Origin of the sequence: Candidatus Poriferisodalis sp. (assembly GCF_965215815.1) — a bacterium.
In the GTDB taxonomy this organism is placed as follows: domain Bacteria; phylum Actinomycetota; class Acidimicrobiia; order Acidimicrobiales; family Poriferisodalaceae; genus Poriferisodalis.
This window is the reverse complement of record NZ_CBDCEO010000012.1, coordinates 1,678,796-1,698,124: the sequence shown is the minus strand read 5'-3', so window position 1 is coordinate 1,698,124 and position 19,329 is coordinate 1,678,796. Positions and strand designations below refer to the sequence as shown.

Below are 19,329 nucleotides of genomic sequence, written 5' to 3'. Positions count from 1 at the left end.
CGTGAGGCGGCGCGCGTCCTGGCTCGGTGCGTTCTGGCTCAGGCCGGTAGTTTCGGGGCATGAAGACACCTTTGTGCGAGACGCTGGGCTGCGACGTTCCGATCGTCGCATTCACCCATTGCCGGGACGTGGTGGCGGCAGTGACCAAGGCGGGCGGCTTCGGCGTGCTCGGTGCAGCGGGCCACACGCCTGAGCAGCTCGACATCGACATGGGATGGATCGTCGACGAGGTGGGCGGCCGGCCCTTCGGCGTGGACATCATCGTCCCGGCCAAGTACGAAGGCAAGACCGAGGGCGAGCTGTCGGTGAAGGACCTCAAGGCGATGATCCCGCCGCAGCACCGCCAGTTCCTCGACGACATGATGGAGCGCTACGACGTTCCGCCGTTGCCCGCAGACGACCGGCCCGGCGCAATCGCTGGCGACTCCGAGCCGCCGATGACCTATGCGCAGGCCGTCCCGCTCATGGACGTGGCCTTCTCGTACCCGATCCGGCTGGCAGTGAACGCGCTCGGCCCGCCGCCTCCCGACATGATCCAGCGGGCGCACGACAACGACGTGCTGGTGGGAGCGCTAGCCGGCAAGAAGGTCCACGCTGAGCGGCACGTTGCCGTAGGCGTCGACATCGTCATCGCGCAAGGCCATGAGGCCGGCGGCCACACGGGCGACATCGCCACGATGGTGCTGGTGCCCGAGGTGGTCGACGCCATTGCCCCGGTGCCCGTTCTGGCCGCAGGCGGCATCGGCAACGGTCGCCAGGTCGCGGCAGCGCTGGCGCTCGGCGCGCAAGGCGTGTGGTGCGGTTCGGTGTGGCTCACCACTCAGGAAGCCGAGACGCACCCGGTCGTGAAGGAGAAGTTCCTGGCCGCCGGCTCGTCGGACACGCTGCGGTCACGTTCGCGCACTGGCAAGCCGGCTCGCCAGCTTCGCTCAGCGTGGACCGACGAATGGGAAAGCGAGAACTCACCGGGGACGCTGCCCATGCCGCTGCAGCCGATGCTCATCGGCGCAGCCAGCCGCCGTATCGACCGGGCTGCGATGAACCCGTCCAACAAGGGCGCAGTCGAGCTGGCCAACTACTTCGTCGGCCAGGTAGTCGGGCAGCTGAACGAGTCGATCTCGGCCACGAGGGTCGTGGAAGAGATGATCAGCGAGTATCTCGACGTGATGGACCGCTTCGACCAGCTCAACTCCTAGCTCGTACTTCGTCTCGGCGCTGCGGACATCGCAGCCCGTACTGTTCGGGCTGGCCATACACGGCTCGCAGAGGGGGGCACAGCCATGGAGACCATGCAGGGACGCGTCGCGGTGGTGACGGGCGCGGCGTCGGGAATCGGCAAGGCGCTGGCGCTGGGCTTTGCCGGCGAGGGCGCCAACGTGGTGCTGGCCGATATCGAAGAGGGCCCGCTGCGGGCAGCCGAAGCCGAGGTCGCGGCCCACGGTGTGGAGGCGCTCGGTGTCATCACCGACGTGACCGATGCCGACTCGGTGGGGGCACTTGCGCAGGCGACCATCGACCGCTTCGGCGCCGTGCACATGGTGTGCAACAACGCTGGTGTCGGCGGGGGAGGGCTGATCCGCAATCAGCAGCTCGTCGACTGGAAGTGGGTGGTGGACGTGTGCCTGTGGGGCGTGATCCACGGGGTCCATCACTTCCTGCCGCATCTCATCGAGGCTCCCGAGTCGCACATCGTGAGCACCGCCTCGGTGGCGGGACTCATGTCGGTGCCGGGGCTCGGCCCCTACAACGCAGCCAAGTACGGCGTGGTGGCGATCATGGAGACGCTGCACCTCGAAATGCAGCGTGACCGCAACGCGGACGTGGGGGTGTCGGTGCTGTGCCCTGGCGTGGTGCGCACCAACATCGCGACCGCGCAGCGGAACCGCCCTGAAGAGCTGCGCCGGCAGCGGCGGGAGCGTCCCGCGGGCGAGGCTCGCACCGAGACCGCCGACGCCCGCCGGCGCAACGCCAACATCGCGGCGGCGCTGGAACGGGGAATGGACCCCTCCGAGGTTGCTGCCAAGGTGATCGAGGCGATGTACGAGCGACGCTTCTGGGTGCTGTCCCATCCTGAGCTGCTCGCCGACGTCAATCACCGCAATCAGCAGCTCGCCAACCTCGAGAACCCGACCGTGCGGGCGAGCTTCACCGACGCAGAGCAATAGCGCCGATCTCAGCGCTGCTCAAGCCGAGTGGTTGTGTGCAGGCTCGTCCTGCGCGTCTTGGGATTCGTCGCTGCTCGGGGGGCGGCGCAGCGACCTGATGACGCCCGTCACAAGCAGAGTCGCCAGCAGCATCACGACAGTTGCGAGCGCCATCGTGGCTCCCGCAGCCGTGTCGTGGTGGTAGCTGACCAGCAAGCCGACCAAGGCCGCAACAGCGCCGAGCCCGACGGCGGTCATCATGATGCGTGGCACACGTCGCACCAGCAGGCTCGCTGTCGCCGCCGGGGCCACCAGGAAGGCGAAGACGAGCAAACTGCCGACGGCCTCGAATGACGACACGATGGCCACCGCCAGCAGCGTCAACAGCGCTGCATGCGCCAGCTTCGGCCGCATCCCTGCGAGTTGCGCCTGCGCCTCGTCAAAGGTCGCCACAAACAGCGCCCGATGCAGGAGCACAGCGGTGCCGACGGAGATTGCCGCAGCAATGGCCTGACGGCGAAGATCGTCGTTGTCGATTCCGGTAATCGAGCCGAAGAGAAATCGTGTGAGATCGCCCGAGTAGGCGCCGGCGCCGGAGGACATGATCACCACCGCGAGTGCCAGGAAGCCCACGAACAGCACCCCGATCGAGGTTTCCTCCGACAGTGGCGAGAAACTGCGGATCAGGTGAATGCCGCCCACGATCAGCAGCGCGGCACCCAGCGCCCCGATGGTGGTGCTGAAACCGATGATGTACGCGAGCGCGATGCCGGGCAGCACCCCATGTGCGAAGGCATCGCCCAGGAATGTCATGCCGCGCAGCACGACCCAGGTGCCGACGACCGAGGTCGTGAGCACCGCGAGCAACGCCGCCCACAGCGCGTTGCGCATGAAGATGTTGTCGACAAATGGGTCGATCCACCAGGCGATCGGGTCGGTCAGGAATTCCACATCACTGCTCTTTGCCGCCCGACTGCAGTGCAGCGACGATGACTTCGGCGTTGGTCGTCAGCAATCCGATGTAGGTGCTGTGCGCGCTGCGGGCGGGTCCGAGGCTGTCGGTGTTCAAGCTCACCACCGCGACGCCGGCCTGTGAAGCCAATTCCTCAAGCGTGGCCGACGCATGAGTTGTATCGCCGAAGATGGCCACGACGCCTTCGTGATCGATGACGTGCGCCAGCTCTTCAAGACGAGCGATGCTGGCTTGCGCTGCTGTGGTCGCGGCCGGAATCACGGTGCCCACTACCCGGAAGCCGTACCTGTCGGCGAAATAGCGGAGCGAGTCGTGGTTGGTGACCAGCACGCGCTGTTCGGGCGCCAGACTCTCGACGAGATCGACGATGTCGGTGTGGGCGTCGTGCAATGCGTCCTTGTAATCCTGCGTGCAGGCCGCAAGTTCGGCTTCAGGCAGCCCAGTTGCCTCAGCGATGGTGTCGGCGAGCTCATCGAGGGTGCCCGAGATCCGCACGGGATCGAACCAGATGTGCGGGTCGGCACCGCCTTCGTGGTCGTGGCCGTGAGCGTCCGCCGCATCGGCGTGCTCGTCTGATTCGTCGTCGGGGCGATCGTCGGCCTGGTCATCTTCGCTGTCGGCGGCAGTGAGAAGATCGATGTGGTCGCCGATGACGAACACGGGCGTTCCGTCTGCGGCTACGACATCAAGGGTGTCCTCGAGCGTGGCTTCGAGCCCCTGACCGTTGACCACGATGATGCTCGCATCATCCATCTTGGCGCGATCTCGCAGCGACGGTTCGTATGTGTGTGTATCGACGCCGGGCGGCGCGAGAGATTCGACCTGAACGAGGCCGTTGCAGGTGACGTTCTCCACGACATCGGCCCAGATGCTCATGGACGTCACCACCGTGGGGACGCCGGAATCAGCGCCGGAATCAACGCCGGAGCCAGTGCCCGAATCAGTGCCAGCATCGGCGCCGGAACCAGTCGCATCGTCGCCCGCGCACGCAGCGACAAGCAGGGCTCCAGAACAGATCAGCACCGCGAAACGGGTGGCCTGGCGCCGTCGACGGCGGCCAGAGCCACTGGAGCGAAGCGGAGGCGACACCTGCTCGCGGGGACGCATGGAAGCACTCATGGACCGCTGCACCGCCGTGACTATAGTGAGACTCATTCTCATCTTCAATCCGGTGACCGGATGGGCGAGCAGATGATGAGTGAGGTACGACGCTGCGATGTTCACGCTCAATGACGTCAAGGTGTCCTTCGGCAACCGGCAGGTCCTCGGCATCGACTCGATGAGGTTCGATTCGGGCGCTGCGGTGGCCCTGATGGGCTCGAACGGCTCGGGCAAGACGACGCTGCTGCGGCTGCTCGGTGGCCTGCTTGCACCGACCTCAGGCGCCATTCGCAAGGACTATGAGATCACGGTCGGCTACGTCAGCCAGCACCACAGCCCACACGCGTTCATGCCCATGACGGTGAATGAGGTGCTGATGATCGGGCGATTCCGCGAACGGGGTCTGCTCGGCCGTATGCGCAAGGTCGATTGTGATGCGATGGACGTGGCAGCCGAGCGATTGAAGGTGGCAGATCTGCGGAGGAGGTCGTTCGGTCAGCTCTCGGGTGGGCAGCGCCAGCGCGTCCTGATTGCGTCTGCCCTGGCATCTCAATCGGACTGCTTGCTGCTTGACGAACCCATCACGGGCCTCGACATCCCGAGCCAGGACATTGTCCTTGAAGTCGTCGATGCCGAGCGGATGCGCAACAAGCTGGTGGTGCTCTCGACGCATCACCTCAGCGAGGCCCGTTTGTGCGAACGGATCGTGCTGCTCAAGGGCGCTGTGCTCGCAGACGGCACGCCCGAACAGGTGCTCAACGAAGAGAACATGGCCGCCGCGTTCGGTGCCAACGCAGTGACCCGGCTGGAATTCGGCGAGGGCGATGACATGTCGTCGCTGCTCGTTCTGGAGGAGCCCGGGCACGCCCGCGACGCCGACTTCGGCCGCGCGAGCCAGATCGCTGGAGAAGCGGTGTGGTCGCTCGGGCCGCGGACGCGGCCGTAGTGAAGCAGTCCGCGGACGCGGCCGTAGTGAAGCAGTCCGCGGACGCGGCCGTAGTGAAGCAGTCCGCGGACGCGGCCGTGACAGAGCAGTCCGCGAAAGCGGCCGTGACCAAGCAGCCCAATGAAGCCGACACGTGGTCGAGGGATCTCGGCGAGTTGCACGACAGTGTGGCGTCGCGACTGCGAGAAGCCGATCAGCGCTACACCGACGGCCGGCGGCGACTGGTGGAAGCACTGGCGCGTGCGGCCAGGCCGGTTCGGCTCCCCGACATCGAGTCGATGGCACCCGATCTGGCCCGCAGCACGGCGTATCGAAATCTGGAGGCTCTCGAGCGATGCGGGGTGGTGCAGCGCCTCGAGACCGGAGGCGAGCGTGCCTACTTCGAGCTGGCCGAATCACTGCTGGGCCATCACCATCACCTGATCTGCGTGAGCTGTGGAGCGATCTCCGACATCGAACTGGACAGTGAGACCGAGGCCCGCATCGACGATGCGCTCGCTGCCGCCGCGCACGAATCAGGCTTTACGCCAGTGCGTCACAACCTGGACCTCTATGGACGGTGTGGCGACTGCGAATCTGACCGCTGAGGCTGAACCCACCGCACTGCGTCACAACCAGGCCCGTGCCCGGCAATTCAGCACTCCTGTCATAGGCTGAAACGCATCTCTCAGCAGCATCAACACGACTTGCGCGAAGTGTCCCGTCGCCGACTGACGGTGGCGTTTGCGCTGACGCTCGCCATTGCGGGGTTCGAGATTGTCGGCGCCGCACTGTCGGGGAGCTTGGCGCTGCTTGCCGACGCCGGACACGCCTTTACCGACAGCGCTGCCATCGGACTGGCCCTGCTGGCCTCCTGGGCGGCACGCCAGCCGGCCTCGGTCAAGCGCACCTTCGGCTTGGAGCGTGCCGAAGTGCTGGCGGCGGCGGTTAACGCAGTTGCGCTGTGGGCGGTGGCTGTGTGGATCGGCTGGAAGGCGGCACTGCGTTTCCTGGACGGTCTTCGGGGCAACCCTGTTGAGATCGCAGCGGGCTGGGTGCTGGTGATCGGCGGCATCGCGCTCGTCATCAATGCCGTAGCGGCCCTGCTGTTGCGCTCCGGATCGACCCGCAGCCTCAACATGGAGGCGGCGTTCCGCCACGTGCTCGCCGACCTCTTGGTTTCAGTCGCTGTGATCGTGTCGGCAGCGATCATCCTGCTGACCGGCTGGTGGTGGGTCGACCCCGCGCTGAGCATTGTGATCGTGGTGCTCGTGGTGATCAGCTCGTGGAAGCTCGCTACGTCGGTGTTCGAGGTGCTGATCGACGGCGTGCCCTCTGGTCTCGACATGGATGCGCTCTGCTCGGACATGGAGGAAGTGGCGGGTGTGACGGTGATGCATGACATCCACGTGCGCATGGTGACGTCGGGCTACGTGCAGATGAGCGCCCATGTGGTCACCGATCCCGAACTCGGCGCCGATGCCGACAGGTTGCTCAGCGATCTCAGGGCGATTGCGAAGGATCGGCACGGCATCTCGCATCTCACGTTGCAGCTCGAGCGCTCCGAGGCCGACTGCACCGAAGACCACCACCTGGATCGTGACAGCTCCCGCCAAGGCACCTAGTTGGCCGCTGGCTCCAGCGGGCTGCACCCGAGGTCAGAGGCGGCCGAGCCCCGTTGCGCGCCGTGCCCACAGCTGGCAGGCAAGGGCGAGCACGCCGTAGACGAAGTAGCTCACGCCGATCGGCATCACGTCGCCAGCGATCGCTCGATCGGTGATCGCGGCGAGCAAAGCGCCCACCCCGGTCGAGCAGAAGCCCACGACCGCAGCAGCCGTGCCCGCCATCGCGCCCATCGGTTCGAGCGCCAGGCTGATGGCGATGGGGGCGAACCCGATCATCGAAGCGTTCACCAGGCTGAACAGCAGCATCCAGACCCAGATCGAAGGTAGCCCGCCGGCTGCCGCAGTCACCGCCAGTAATGCACCCGATGTCACCACGAAGGCGACGCCGGCAATGAGCGCAAGCGGTCGCGCTTCGACGCGGCGCAGCATCTGGTTGTTGGCGATCGACACGCCCGCGGCAATGGCGCTCATCGTGGAGAAGTAGGGAACGAACCAGCTCGGCCGGTCATAGACGTCGACGAAGATCAGTTCTGAGCTGGCCAGGAACGAGAAGAGCGCACCGAATCCGAATGTGACCGCCAGCGTGTACCCGAGGGTCGTTCGGTTTGCGATCACGCTGCCGAATCCGGCGAGCGTGGTGGCGAAGCTCAGCGGCCTGCGGTTCTCGTCGGTGAGCGTTTCGGGCAGCCGCAGCGACCACAGCGCGAGCACACCTGCGCTCACTGCGCCGAAGAGCAAGGTGTAGCGCCACGACCCCAGCGCCACGAGGCCCTTGCCGAGAATCGGGGCAAGGATCGGCCCCAGGAAGAACACGGTCTGGATGAGCGTCATCGCCCGGGCCATAGCGGTGCCGCTGAAGCGATCTCGCACGATGGCCTGGGTGAGCGTGCGCGGGCCGGCGGCGGCAAAGCCCCACACGAAGCGGCTGGCCAGCAGCACCTCCAGCGATGGCGCCAGTGCTCCCACCACGGCGGCCGCGGCATAGAGGCCCAAGCTGAAGAACAGCAGCGGCTTGCGACCGATGGCGTCGGCCAGCGGGCCATAGAAGAGAGTGCCCACCGCCATGCCCGCGAAGAACAGCGTGAGCGTGAGCGACAAGCGGGTGGAATCAGCGTCGAGCCCGAAGGCGGGCCGCATCTGCTCGAATGCGGGCAGCAGCGTGTCGATCGCGATCGCCGCCATGGCGCTCGCCAGCGCCATGAGGAGAATGAATTCGCGTTCGCCGATACTTCTTGGCGGGCGGTCGGCGCCAGCCGACGCGCCAGGTGACGGTTGCGTCGAGCTCAGGCTCGAGCCTGCTCGTCAGAGACGATCGGAGGCTCGGTCGACCAGGGGAAATTGATCCACTGGTCGGTGTGGCGCCACACCCAGTCGCAGTTGACCGTGGACCAGGGCTTTTCGTACAGCACGGCGGTGCGGACGCTGCGCACCCGCGGCAGGCAGAAGTCGTACACCATCTTGAGCGTGTGGCCGGTGTCGGCGACATCGTCGGCGATGAGGATGTCCGAGTCGCGATGGTCGACGAGGTCGGGCGTGGGCGGCAGCATGATCGGCAAATCGAGACGCTCGTCGACGCCGGTGTAGTACTCGCAGTTCATGACGTAGATGTTCTTGACCGACAGGACGTAGCCCAGCGACCCCGCGCAGAAGAGCCCGCCCCGCGCAATAGCCAGGATCATCTCGGGCCGGTAGCCGTCGTCAGCGATCATCTGCGCCAGCTCGCGCACGGCCACGCCGTAGCGCCGCCAGTCCATGACTTCCCGTTCTTCAGCGTCCGTCGCCTCGCTCACGCGCCCTCCCAGTCCGCTGCTGCCAACGCCGCCCGCAACCTAGCGCCCCCTACTATTCCCGTTCTATTCCGGTTCTTTTCGAGGGGGTGTCGGGTAGCCGCTACAACCCGCTGACCTGCGGTTTCGCACCCTTCCTGGCCGATCCCATCACTATTCCGCTTCTATTCCGGTTCTTTTAGGGGTACCAACGGGTGTTCGCTTCAATGCGCTGACCTGCGGTTTGACACTGCCGTTCGCCGGTGCTTCCACTATTCCGATTCTTTTGGAGGGGGTGTCGGGCAGTCGCTAGGAGTTGTCGAGCACCCAATACGCGCCTCGACCATGCCCCAGAACACGAACAAGGCCAAGATCTCGCAGCTGGACGAGCACTTCACGCACGTCGGTCACGCTGATGCCCAGACTCTCGGCAAGTTTCCCCCGCGCAGCGGGCTCCTCGGCCAAAGCCGTCAACACGGCTGCTTCCCGCCTGGAAACCGAAAAGCTTGTCCCGTCAGGTGCCAGCCAGTGCCCTCGCCGAGGCACGCTGCAGGTCACCGACGCGCTGGTTGCAGTGAAGACAGGACGACCGAGCCCTGCTGCTGCGCACAACCTCGCCATTCGCAGCGTCCCAGAGCCAAGCTGCTCGACGATGCCTCGCCTGTAGAGGCAAGCGAGCATGTTCGGATTCCAGGGATGCGAACTGTGGGGCATGTACAGGTCGGCTGGGGTGAGCCCGAAGTGCAACTGGCCCGGTGACACCACTTCGAGTCGGTCGACGAAGACGCGCACTTGGACCAATCCAGAGATTGCGTAGTCACGATGACCGAATGCGTTCGCGAGTGCTTCGCGCACGGCCGCGCCGGGAATCTCCGATTCACTCTCTGCTTGCTGCTTGCTGCCGATGCGAACCCGTCGCTGGAGATGCTCGTCGCAAAAGGCTCGTGCGCGGCGCAGTGAGGCGTACAGGTTGGCGTCTACGAGCGCATCGTCTCGGAATTCCTCGGCGAGCTCAGTGCCGTCGACTGCCACGAGCCTGCACCCGAGCGTCGGGAATCTGCCGCCAAGTGCATCGACACGCCCAAAAAGGGCGATGGCACCCCGGTTTGGCAGGTCGTCTTTGTCGAGGAGGCTCAGCGCTCGCAGTACATCCGCGGCAGAGGCGTCCGAGTCGAACCTTGCCCGTCCAGCTTCGATGGCGTCGTCCCGAAACTGGTGCACCTCACGCTCGTCGATGAGGTCGAAGCCGCACTCGGAGGCTTCGAGCTCCCACCGGGCTAGACCATGAGCGCGTTCGAGCACCAGTGACAGTTGGGTCTCTTCTGGCATGGCCACTGTCGCAGCCCCAGACCGCATGTAGTGACTGCCGCGATAGGTGTAGGGCTTGCTCGCGCCGGAAGGGACGGTCGCGATGATCATCTGACGTGCGTCACAGTCGGGAAGGGGGATGCGATCAATCGATGGGGGGTGCTGCGGATGAATGTCGTTGCAGGCGTTGGTGATGTCGGTGAGGGTGTCCTCGCCCACTTGCTGCCCAGTGATCTTGTGCTTGGGGCTGATGCCGAAAACCACTCGGCCGCCTTGACCGTTGAGCATCGCCGAGAGCGTCTTGGCCGCTTCGCGCTTTTGTCCCGTGGTCGCCTTGAATTCGACTGTCTCAGATTCGCCTTGCTGTACGAGGCGCGCGATCTCTTCAGGCGTCATCGTCTGCCAGTATCGCCGAGGCTCTGATCGGTCCGCGGCACATGGTCGCGTACTCTGAGTATCCGCCTGCGCTCGTCGGTCGCACAAATGTCCACGGATGATCCCCGTCGGCGCGTGTGCGAGCCGACGCTCCCGCTCATCCCGTTCTATTCCGTTTCTAATTGGGGGGACCTACAAGTGTTCGCTACAACGCGCTGACCTGCGGTTTCGCGCTAACACCGGTCAGGTCGCACACTATTCCCGTTCTTTTGTCCTCTTTTCGAAGGGGCGCTGAATAGTGAGCATCAATTGCATCAAGTGATGATCTACGCCTGCATGCGTCGATAGCCTGATGTCATGCGGCGCGTAACTGTGACGATTCCAGACGAATTGGAGACTGCCTTGGACCGATTCATCGCAGCACAGTCCGCAGCACCGTCGGTGACCGCGGTTCTTCAAGCGAGCCTGGAGCGGTTCTTGGCAGAGAGTCTTGCTGAGGCGCCGGTGACGATGCTTGACCGCGTCCTGCGAAACCGCGATCGAATCGTAAATCTGCTGCACCGCTGGGGTGTCTCGAATGTGCGCCTCTTCGGCTCGGTCGCGCGCGGCGATGCCGGTCCGCAGAGCGACATCGACCTTCTCGTTTCGGTGCCGCCAGGCATTGGCTTCTTCGACATTGCCGACATGCAAGCCGAACTCGAAGAACTGCTGCACGCTCCGGTTCACCTGGTCACCGATGGTGCGATGACTGATGAGCAGCGTGCGGCGGTCGCGGCAGAGGCGCTGCAGCTGTGAACCGACGTTGAGTCCGACAGCCCCTCAGCGCTGGAAGCACGTCCTCGCTGTCGAGGTTTGTCGCTCGGTCGACCCGTAGCGGTGCCTTACGATGCCCAACGTGCCTGAGCGGGGACGCGAGCAGACCGCGTCGGGACATCTCGAGATTCCCGAACTTGAAGGCGTCCGATCGCAACTGGAAGAGATGACCGTCCGGATGCGCGCTACGGGGCTCAGCGAGGATGAGGCGTTCCTGATCGCGGTGAAACGCTTGGCGGCGAACGATCCGGCGGTGCTGGCGTTCGGACGGGAGCATTTTGCGGGGCTTTGGGACATGCCCAGCGGCGATCTCGCTGAACCGGTGCCTGAAGCGCCGGGCGCTGCGGTCGCGCTCGTCGAGGGCCGTCGCGGCTTCGTCGTGATGGCGGTGTTCGCGTGCGTTGCGGCGATTGCGATCCGGCTGCCGGAGGCATTCGGTTTCGGACTGACCGACCCTTCCGACACAGGCAGCTTCTACGGCCGCAACATCGGCTTCCTGGTGTTGCCGGCGTTAGCGGGTTGGTTCTTGTGGCTGCGGCGACCGTCGGTACAGGTGGTTATCGCTCTCGCTGCGGTCTTTGGAGCGCTGGCGGCAGTCGTCAACTCATATCCGTTCGACGAGGGTGGCTCCACCGACATCCTCGCGATGATGCACCTGCTTGCGCTGCTGTGGCTTGTTGTCGGTGTTGCGTACACCGGCGGCGAATGGCGATCGTCACGGCGGCGGATGGGCTACGTGCGATTCACCGGCGAGTGGTTTGTCTGGTACGTGCTGATCGCCTTTGGCGGAGGCGTCTTTGTCACTGCCACGGTCTGGGCGTTTTGGGCCATAGGTGTCGACGTCACGGACTTCGCGAGCTTGTGGCTCTTGCCGTGCGGTGCGGCTGGCGCAGTCGTCGTCGCGGCCTGGCTCGCCGAGGAACGCGGTGGCGTGGTGTCGGGCGTGGCGCCGGTGCTGTCCCGTCTGTTCACGCCATTGTTCGCAGCCATGCTGCTGGTGTTCCTCGTGGTCACCCAGTTTCGTGGACAGATCATCCATGGAGATCGCGAGGTGCTCTTCTTCTTCAACGTGCTGGTGGCTCTGGTCCTGGCGCTCATCCTGTATTCGGCCTCGGCACGGCGCCCCGATGCCCCGCCCGGGGGATTCGACATCTTGCAGACGGTGCTGGCCGGCGCTGCACTCATCACCGACCTGCTGGTCCTGGTAGTGATCATCGGTCGAATCGCCCAATACGGCTGGAGCCCCAACCGGGCTGCAGTTCTGGGTATGAACCTCATCCTGTTGGTCAACTTGGCTGGCACGACCTGGCTCTATGCCCGGTTGTTGCGCCGACGCCAAGCATTCGCGGACATCGTGCGCTGGCAGACCGTCCACTTCGGCGTCTACGCCGCATGGGCTGCGGTGATAGTCGTGGCCTTCCCGCCGATCTTCGATTTTGCTTGATTCCGCCGGCGAATCGCCGAAGCGGTTGAGTGAGGGCGGGCCGAGGGACTCGAACACTCGGCCTCCGTGAAATTCGTGGGGTCCCCGGCCTTCGAGGGTGCTTGGCTTACGCTCGCCACAAGGCAGATGCCGCCAGCTCCCCGGGGTCTTGAGTGAACGAGATCTATCTCGATTACAACGCCTCCGCGCCTTGCGACCCGCGAGTGGCGGACGCCGTGGCGAAGGCCATGACCGATGGACTCGGCAATGCATCGTCAGCTCACCGATTCGGCCGCCGCCAAGCTGCGGCGGTCAGTGAGGCTCGTGAGCACGTGGCGAGGCTGGTGGGCGGACCACCCAGCGGGGTGGTCTTTACGGCAGGGGCAACGGAGGCCAACAACCTCGCACTCAGTGGGTTTGCGACGCCGAGCCCGACCCCTCAGCGCGATGCCGCGCCGACGCTTGTGGTCTCGGCGGTGGAGCATGCATCCGTCAGCCGGACAGCAGAGGCGCTCGCCGATACTGGCCGCTGCAATAGCCGTACCGCTCCGGTGACGCTAGGCGGCTTCGTCGACGTTGACGCGCTGGCTGGTCTGCTGGAAGCGACAGGGCACCACGTGCTGGTGTCGATCATGGCCGCGAACAGCGAGACGGGGGTGCTCAACCCGGTCGAGGAAATTGCCCAAATTGTTCATCGAGCTGGCGGGATGTTCCACTGTGATGCCACCCAGATGGTGGGTCGGCGGCCGTTCGACATGGCAGCGCTTGGATGCGATTTGGTGTCACTCAGCGGCCACAAGATCTGCGGTCCGACGGGCGTGGGTGCGCTTGTGGGTACACGCGAGGCATTGGCGGCCCTGCGTCCGACGCTGTGGGGTGGTGGCCACGAGCGTGGGCTGCGGTCAGGTTCGCTGAATGTCGCGGGCATTGTCGGCCTGGGTGTCGCCGCAGAGATCGCAACCCTCGAGCAGTCGAGGGAGGCTGAGCGAGTCGGTGCTCTGCGAGATCAGTTCGTGCGGGCATTGATCGACGATCTGCCCGCGGTCGATCAGAACGGCGACACGGAGCGCCGGCTTCCCAATACCGCAAACCTCCGCTTCGTTGGAACAGATGCGGATGCCGTGCTGGTGAACATGGACCCCGTCGCAGCCTCCGCGGGCAGCGCCTGCAGCACCGGCGCAATTGAACCTTCGCCCGTGCTGACAGCGATGGGCCTGTCGCGTGAAGCGGCGTTCGAGTCGGTGAGGTTCAGCCTCGGGCGGTTCACGACAGCCGGAGAGATTGCCGATGCTGTCAGGACCGTTGTCACAGCCGTTCGTTACGTTCGTCTCATGACCACAGAGGCAGCGTGACGTGCAGTTGAGCGAGGCCGCAGAGCCGATATTCGCACGCCATGAGACGTTCCATCCTCGCTATGGCTGGTTCCGAAAGGCTTTCGTGGCGGCCACCCGCGACCCGCGCGTCTTTGCGAGCGAAGACGCTCCGGTGCGCTTGGGCGTGGGCAAGAATATGGTTCGCTCGATCCGCTTCTGGGGCCTCGCAGCGAAGGTTGTCACCGAGGTGCCCGATCCCGACGCCCGGTCCGGTCGCAAGCCAACAATCGTAAAGCCGACTCGGTTCGGCGAAGCGCTGTTCGGCGAAGACGGCTGGGATCCGTGGATGGAGGACCCGGCATCGCTTTGGCTGCTGCACTGGCGCCTGCTCGCTCAGCCGTGCCGATTGCCCGTGTGGTGGTTGGCGCTTTGCGATTTCAATGCGGTGGAGTTTGAGGTGGAAGACCTCGGCAGATCGGTCATGACGCAGCTGCGTTCAGTGCCGGATTGGAAGGCGCCGAGCGAGTCCGCGGTCGAGAAGGACCTCAGTGCCTTCATGCGCACGTATGGACCGACGTCTCGCGCTGGCCGAGAATCTGTGGACGATGCCGCAGACTGCCCGTTGCGCGAATTGCGCCTGGTCGGTCGGTCCGAAGCGACCGGGGCACACCGGTACAAGCTGGGCTCGAAACCGACACTGGCACCTGCAGTCGCGGCACATGCCGTGCTGGATTGGATCGCACGCACCCGCCTGGCTGGCCAGACAGTGACTCTCGAACGAATCGTGGCGGAACGCGGCTCGCCAGCGAGTGTGTTCAAGCTGAGTGCCTCCGACCTGTTCACCGCGCTTACCCCCGCAGTTGAGGCCGCGGATTCGTTGGACTTCACGACACCGACAGGGGTTCCCCAGCTCTCGTGGAAGGGCGACGCTGCATTGGTTGCGGCCGAGTTGTTGTCGCAGCACTACGGCGTCGCACCCCCTGCACCAATTGCTGGGCCGCTGGGCGACGAATCGGTGGGAGGCGGAGACGAATCCGAGGAAAATGACGCACCGGAGGATGTCCTGACTCGGTTGCATGCGCTGCAGGTACAACTCGATGGGGGGCTTGGACGGTGACGACGCTGGCTGACGTGCTGTCGGTGCGAAGTCAATTCGCCCGGTCTGCGAACTTCGAACGCGACGCTGACAGTGCCGAGCCGCTCGACGGGTACGTCGTGACTGCCCGGGCACTCGATGTGGTTGAACGCGTATCGGCTTCCGCCATGGGGCCCGCTGGCGGTGCATGGTCGATCACGGGTCCGTACGGCTCCGGTAAGTCGTCGCTGGGCTTGCTCCTCGATGCAGCATTCGGACCTGGCGGTACAGCGCGTGAATGTGCGCTCCGCAAGGTTTCAGACGCATCGCCCTCGGCCGCCGACGAACTCCTTCGAGCGCTCTCGCGGCACCAGAGTCGAAACCACGGCTTCTATAGAGCGTTAGTCACCGCCGACCGAGAACCTGTAGCACGAACCGTGCTGCGCGGCCTGCATCGTGCAGTTGTTCGGCGCCATGGCAAGGTTCCCGGCTCGGCAGAGTTCGCCGCTTCGTCCTTGCTCAAGTTGGCACAGCGGCGTGTCAATCGCGCTCAGGATCCAGTGGACCCGTCGGTAAGCGAGCTCGTGGAAATCGCACGCTGTATGGCGTCTCGGGCGCCGTTGCTCATCGTCATCGATGAATTCGGCAAGAACCTCGAGGCTGCCAGTCACGACGAGTCCAGCGATACCTATCTCTTGCAACGGCTGGCTGAAGCCGGTCAAGGCGCTGGATTGCCGATCTTCGTGGTCACGCTGCAACACATGGCGTTCGAGGAGTACCTCGCCGATGTCGATGACCGTCTCCGTCGCGATTGGGCCAAGGTGCAGGGCCGATTTGTCGATATCGCATTCACGGAATCCGCGGCCCAGACACGAGCACTGATTGCCCAGGCATTCGGAGTAGGTGACGACCAGCTGCGAAAGCGCATTGACGAGTGGGCCCTGCGGCATGCGAAGTCGCTCGCGTCGGCAGGCATCACCGACCTCAGCAACCCAGACACGATTGCGGCTTGTTGGCCGCTGCATCCCGTCTCGACACTCGTGCTTCCCGAATTGTGCAACCGATTCGGCCAGCACGAGCGGACGCTGTTCTCCTTCTTGGCTGGCAGCGAGGCGGGCACAGTCGCTTCGCTCGCAGCGGACATCGAGTTTGATCGCGCCAATGAAGTGCCTTCGGTCGGTCCCGAAGCTGTCTACGACTACTTCATGGCTACGGGTGGCGCCGGCGTCAGCGCCGTTGGCCGCTCAGGCAGATGGACCGAGATCGCAAGTCGGCTGCGGGATGCCAATGGGCTCTCGCCCGCGGAGCAGCGTGTGGCCAAGACGGTGGCACTGCTGAACCTTGTCTCTGCGTCCGGTGCAGTGAGGGCCAGTGCACCTGTCCTAGAGCTCGTCGAGTCTGAGTCGAATTCGGTTCTCGCTGGCCTCGAACAACGCGGCCTAGTGACGCACCGTGCGTTCGCGGACGAGTACCGCATCTGGCACGGAACCGACGTCAACATCTCCGAGCTAGCGGAGGCGGCACACGATCGGATCGCTGATCGGCCGTTGTACAAAGTGCTGGACGCTGTCTCTGAACTCGATCCGATTATCGCTGCCCGGCACAGCGCGCAGAACGATGTCGTGCGATTGTTCAGGCGTCGATTTGTACACGGTGACGAGAATGTCGTACCGCCCAGTGCGCTCGATCCAATAGACGGTGAGCTACTGCTCGTCGCGAATCCGGACGGGAGGGTTCCGACGCTCTCCGAGGAAGCGCTTCGTGCGTCTGACCATGTACGGCATACGTCAGACCGGGCGTGGCGGTTGCGATCGAAACCAGTGGTCGTGGCAGTGCCGAAGGAAATTGCAGAGCTAGATCGCGCCGCGCGCGAGGTAGCTGCGTTGAACGACGTGCTCTCGGCACCGCAGGTTGAAGCTGATTGGGTCGCTCGACGCGAAGTCGGTGAACGGCTCGCCGTGGCGCGGATGCATCTTGAAGCGGCGGTGTCGTCAGCCTTCAACACCGGCACCTGTCGATGGATGCTTCTTGATGACAAGGCTGGCGTCGTGCTACGGACAGGACGGGGGAGTGCGCCGCTCTCGGAGGCAGCGGATCTCGCGTATCCAGATGCGCCGCGGGTACCCAACGAGATGCTGAGCCGCTCCGATCTGACCTCGCAAGGCGCCAAGGCCCGCAAGATTTTGCTGGAGGCCATGATCGAGAACAACACTCAGTACCGGCTCGGTCTCAAGGGCTACGGACCCGAGGTCGCCATGTACGAAGCGGCGCTGAAGCACGCCGGACTACATCGCCCCGAGAAGGCCGGCGGCGATCCGATCTTCGGCAAACCACGTATACGCCGCAGCAGCAGGGCATCCGATAGCAGCCAACAGATCGAGCGATTGCGGCTTATCCCGGCTTGGGAGGCGATCGAAGCCGCATTTGAGTTAGCGAAGACCACGCGACTCAATGTTCGGGACTTGTACATGACGCTGGCTTCGCCCTCTTACGGCGTCAAGGCCGGCGTCATCCCGGTGATTGTCACGGCGGCGTTGCTAGCAAGAGCGGACCGGATGGCGATCTACGAGCACGGCACGTTCCAACTCGGCTTGTCGCCTGCCCTTTCGGAGCGCATGGTGCGCAACCCGGAGCACTTTGAGGTCAAGCACTTCGCAAATGTCGCTGGCCGTCGTCACGATGGGCTGAACGCACTCGCCGAGCGCTTCGGAGTCGACGCGAGTCTCGACGGCCGTCGAGTTGGCAATGTGCTCGCCGTCACGCTGTACTTGGCCAGCCGGATGCGCCGCTTGGAGCAATGGACGCGCCGTACGTCACACCTGTCGGCTGAAGCACTTGCGATTCGCGATGCCTTGAACGAGGCGACGGAACCCGATGTGTTGCTCTTTGAGCTCTTGCCGGACGCTCTTGGCTACAAACCAATCGCGCCTGGGGCTTCTGCGGCGGCCGCGCTCTCCGACCAATCCGCCAGGATCTACTCGTCATTCGCCGACGACCTTGCCCGTCGCATCGACGAGCTGACGTCTCGTTGTCGCATCATGATCGGCGAATTGCACGATGAACTGTTGGCCGCTGCTGGTGAGCGAACGCGCTTGGCCGTCAGCGGCCCGGCCGCAGGTCTCGTGGACGAGGTGCTCGACCGCGACATGCGAGCGTTCGTCTTGGCGTTGTCCAACGACGTGTACGACGACGATCACGACTGGATGGCGTCAGTCGCGACGGTGCTTGCAAAGAAGGCACCGACTGAGTGGAACGACGACGACCTCGCCAAGGTCCGAGGGGAGCTGCCGCATCGCCTTGCTGCGTTCAACCGTTTGCGGGCGCTGCACGCTGATCAGCGAGCTGTCAGCGGCGCAGCATTCGACGCGCTGCGCATGACGGTCACGCATGTGTCTGGCAGCGAGGCTGTGCGGCTCGTCGACATCGCGCACGACGAGCACGAGTTCGTCAAGGACGCGGTCAATCGGCTGCTCGACTCGCTCTCATCGAGAGTTGGTTCCCGTCAACGGGCGCACCACGTAGTACTCGCGGAGTTGGGCATGCAGCTTCTTGATCAGACGAAACTAAGCGACATCAGCCTTGCTCATGGATCTATGCTCCCGAAGGCGGTTGGTCATGGGTGAGCAAGCACGGCACATCTGCGGCATCTCGGGCGGCAAGGATTCGAGCGCTCTAGCGCTCTACCTGCGAGACCGAGTGCCGGAGATGGAGTACTTCTTCTGCGATACGGGCGCCGAGCTGCCCGAGACGTACGAGTTCCTCACGCGTCTCGAGGTCATCCTCGGCAAGCCGATCGCTCGCCTGAACTCCGAGCGTGGTTTCGACCACTGGTTCGAGGTGTTCCGCGGAGCACTGCCATCACCGCAGATGCGCTGGTGCACAAAGGTGATGAAGATCAAGCCGATCGAAGCGTGGATCGGCGACGAACCCGCTATCTCGTACGTGGCGATCCGGGCCGACGAGGCGAACCGCAAGGGCTACATCTCGACGAAGCCGAACATCGAGAGCCGCTTGCCGTTTGTCGAGGACGGCATCGATCACGACGGTGTCATGAAGATCCTCGACGACGCAGGGATCGGATTACCGGACTACTACGAATGGCGTACGCGTTCCGGCTGCTACTTCTGCTTCTACCAGCGCAAGGCGGAATGGGTAGGCCTCGCAGAACGTCATCCCGAGCTCTACGAGAGGGCGATCGCGATCGAGCAGAAGGTGCTGCTCGATGCCGGCGTCGACGGCGACGCCGACTTCAGCGAACGCGCGATGACCGGTCGTCAGTACACCTGGAGCGGCGGCGAGACGCTCGTCCAACTACGGTCCCGCAGCCAGGAAATCCTCGACAAACACGAGGCCGCAATGCACCGCATTCGCCAAGCACGCACTGCGATACCCGTCCTCGAAGCTCTCTCCGAGGTCCTCGACACAGACGACGACGCTTTGGCCTGCACCGTTTGTGCGTTGTAGCAGCCATAGCTGAGCGAGATCCAT

At 64.4% G+C, this 19,329-nt stretch carries 16 protein-coding genes; 11 read left to right on the top strand and 5 right to left on the bottom strand.

The window, feature by feature from the left end; genetic code table 11:
• Nucleotides 1-59: 59 nt before the first annotated feature.
• A complete protein-coding gene (locus ACOOHB_RS09455) occupies nt 60-1,196 on the top strand; it encodes a nitronate monooxygenase (RefSeq protein ID WP_420444532.1) in 1,137 nt (378 codons plus the stop codon).
• Nucleotides 1,197-1,280: 84 nt separating this feature from the next.
• Nucleotides 1,281-2,165 (top strand): SDR family NAD(P)-dependent oxidoreductase, encoded by an 885-nt coding sequence (locus ACOOHB_RS09450; protein ID WP_420444531.1) that lies wholly within the window; start codon nt 1,281-1,283, stop codon nt 2,163-2,165.
• A gap of 18 nt (nt 2,166-2,183) precedes the next feature.
• On the opposite strand, the gene ACOOHB_RS09445 is transcribed toward ACOOHB_RS09450, so the two are convergent.
• Both ACOOHB_RS09445 and ACOOHB_RS09440 read right to left on the bottom strand, forming a co-directional pair.
• The gene (locus ACOOHB_RS09445; protein ID WP_420444530.1) at nt 2,184-3,095 is read right to left on the bottom strand and encodes a metal ABC transporter permease; all 912 of its coding nucleotides are present in this window, start codon (nt 3,093-3,095) and stop codon (nt 2,184-2,186) included.
• A 1-nt stretch (nt 3,096) separates the two neighbouring features.
• Nucleotides 3,097-4,236, bottom strand: coding sequence for a metal ABC transporter substrate-binding protein (locus tag ACOOHB_RS09440; RefSeq protein ID WP_420444529.1), 1,140 nt, complete (start codon nt 4,234-4,236; stop codon nt 3,097-3,099).
• Nucleotides 4,237-4,315: 79 nt separating this feature from the next.
• Here ACOOHB_RS09440 and ACOOHB_RS09435 point away from each other — a divergent pair, with 79 nt between their 5' ends.
• The 3 genes from ACOOHB_RS09435 to ACOOHB_RS09425 all read left to right on the top strand — a co-directional run bounded on the left by ACOOHB_RS09435 (nt 4,316) and on the right by ACOOHB_RS09425 (nt 6,768).
• A complete protein-coding gene (locus ACOOHB_RS09435; RefSeq protein ID WP_420444528.1) occupies nt 4,316-5,164 on the top strand; it encodes a metal ABC transporter ATP-binding protein in 849 nt (282 codons plus the stop codon).
• 77 nt (nt 5,165-5,241) lie between these two features.
• The gene (locus ACOOHB_RS09430) at nt 5,242-5,751 is read left to right on the top strand and encodes a Fur family transcriptional regulator (protein WP_420444527.1); all 510 of its coding nucleotides are present in this window, start codon (nt 5,242-5,244) and stop codon (nt 5,749-5,751) included.
• 108 nt (nt 5,752-5,859) lie between these two features.
• Complete coding sequence (locus ACOOHB_RS09425; RefSeq protein ID WP_420444695.1) at nt 5,860-6,768, top strand: cation diffusion facilitator family transporter; 909 nt, start codon at nt 5,860-5,862, stop codon at nt 6,766-6,768.
• Between the two features lie 33 nt (nt 6,769-6,801).
• On the opposite strand, the gene ACOOHB_RS09420 is transcribed toward ACOOHB_RS09425, so the two are convergent.
• From ACOOHB_RS09420 to ACOOHB_RS09410, 3 genes are all read right to left on the bottom strand, one after another.
• Nucleotides 6,802-7,968 carry an MFS transporter gene (locus tag ACOOHB_RS09420; RefSeq protein WP_420444526.1) on the bottom strand — a complete coding sequence of 389 codons (1,167 nt, stop codon included), beginning with the start codon at nt 7,966-7,968 and terminating at the stop codon, nt 6,802-6,804.
• Between the two features lie 83 nt (nt 7,969-8,051).
• The gene (locus ACOOHB_RS09415) at nt 8,052-8,522 is read right to left on the bottom strand and encodes a phosphoribosyltransferase (protein WP_420444694.1); all 471 of its coding nucleotides are present in this window, start codon (nt 8,520-8,522) and stop codon (nt 8,052-8,054) included.
• 321 nt (nt 8,523-8,843) lie between these two features.
• The gene (locus ACOOHB_RS09410; protein ID WP_420444525.1) at nt 8,844-10,238 is read right to left on the bottom strand and encodes an RNA-binding domain-containing protein; all 1,395 of its coding nucleotides are present in this window, start codon (nt 10,236-10,238) and stop codon (nt 8,844-8,846) included.
• A 336-nt stretch (nt 10,239-10,574) separates the two neighbouring features.
• Between ACOOHB_RS09410 and ACOOHB_RS09405 the strand changes: the two genes are divergently transcribed.
• The 6 genes from ACOOHB_RS09405 to ACOOHB_RS09380 all read left to right on the top strand — a co-directional run bounded on the left by ACOOHB_RS09405 (nt 10,575) and on the right by ACOOHB_RS09380 (nt 19,305).
• Nucleotides 10,575-11,012: a nucleotidyltransferase family protein gene (locus ACOOHB_RS09405; RefSeq protein WP_420444524.1), complete on the top strand. Its 438-nt coding sequence runs from the start codon at nt 10,575-10,577 to the stop codon at nt 11,010-11,012.
• A 100-nt stretch (nt 11,013-11,112) separates the two neighbouring features.
• A complete protein-coding gene (locus ACOOHB_RS09400) occupies nt 11,113-12,474 on the top strand; it encodes a hypothetical protein (RefSeq protein WP_420444523.1) in 1,362 nt (453 codons plus the stop codon).
• A 152-nt stretch (nt 12,475-12,626) separates the two neighbouring features.
• Nucleotides 12,627-13,805 carry a cysteine desulfurase family protein gene (locus tag ACOOHB_RS09395; RefSeq protein ID WP_420444522.1) on the top strand — a complete coding sequence of 393 codons (1,179 nt, stop codon included), beginning with the start codon at nt 12,627-12,629 and terminating at the stop codon, nt 13,803-13,805.
• A gap of 1 nt (nt 13,806) precedes the next feature.
• Nucleotides 13,807-14,883: a DUF4007 family protein gene (locus ACOOHB_RS09390; protein ID WP_420444521.1), complete on the top strand. Its 1,077-nt coding sequence runs from the start codon at nt 13,807-13,809 to the stop codon at nt 14,881-14,883.
• Nucleotides 14,880-18,464, top strand: a complete 3,585-nt coding sequence (locus ACOOHB_RS09385; RefSeq protein WP_420444520.1) for a hypothetical protein — start codon at nt 14,880-14,882, stop codon at nt 18,462-18,464. The genes ACOOHB_RS09390 and ACOOHB_RS09385 overlap by 4 nt, the downstream gene beginning before the upstream one ends.
• The gene (locus tag ACOOHB_RS09380; protein WP_420444519.1) at nt 18,457-19,305 is read left to right on the top strand and encodes a phosphoadenosine phosphosulfate reductase family protein; all 849 of its coding nucleotides are present in this window, start codon (nt 18,457-18,459) and stop codon (nt 19,303-19,305) included. The genes ACOOHB_RS09385 and ACOOHB_RS09380 overlap by 8 nt, the downstream gene beginning before the upstream one ends.
• Nucleotides 19,306-19,329: the final 24 nt, after the last annotated feature.

Coding starts and splice junctions, on each gene's coding strand:
- ACOOHB_RS09455 (WP_420444532.1), top strand. CDS start 60: ATGAAGACACCTTTGTGCGAGACGCTGGGCTGCGACGTTCCGATCGTC.
- ACOOHB_RS09450 (WP_420444531.1), top strand. CDS start 1,281: ATGGAGACCATGCAGGGACGCGTCGCGGTGGTGACGGGCGCGGCGTCG.
- ACOOHB_RS09440 (WP_420444529.1), bottom strand. CDS start 4,236: ATGAGTGCTTCCATGCGTCCCCGCGAGCAGGTGTCGCCTCCGCTTCGC.
- ACOOHB_RS09420 (WP_420444526.1), bottom strand. CDS start 7,968: ATGGCGCTGGCGAGCGCCATGGCGGCGATCGCGATCGACACGCTGCTG.
- ACOOHB_RS09415 (WP_420444694.1), bottom strand. CDS start 8,522: ATGGACTGGCGGCGCTACGGCGTGGCCGTGCGCGAGCTGGCGCAGATG.
- ACOOHB_RS09410 (WP_420444525.1), bottom strand. CDS start 10,238: ATGACGCCTGAAGAGATCGCGCGCCTCGTACAGCAAGGCGAATCTGAG.
- ACOOHB_RS09405 (WP_420444524.1), top strand. CDS start 10,575: ATGCGGCGCGTAACTGTGACGATTCCAGACGAATTGGAGACTGCCTTG.
- ACOOHB_RS09380 (WP_420444519.1), top strand. CDS start 18,457: ATGGGTGAGCAAGCACGGCACATCTGCGGCATCTCGGGCGGCAAGGAT.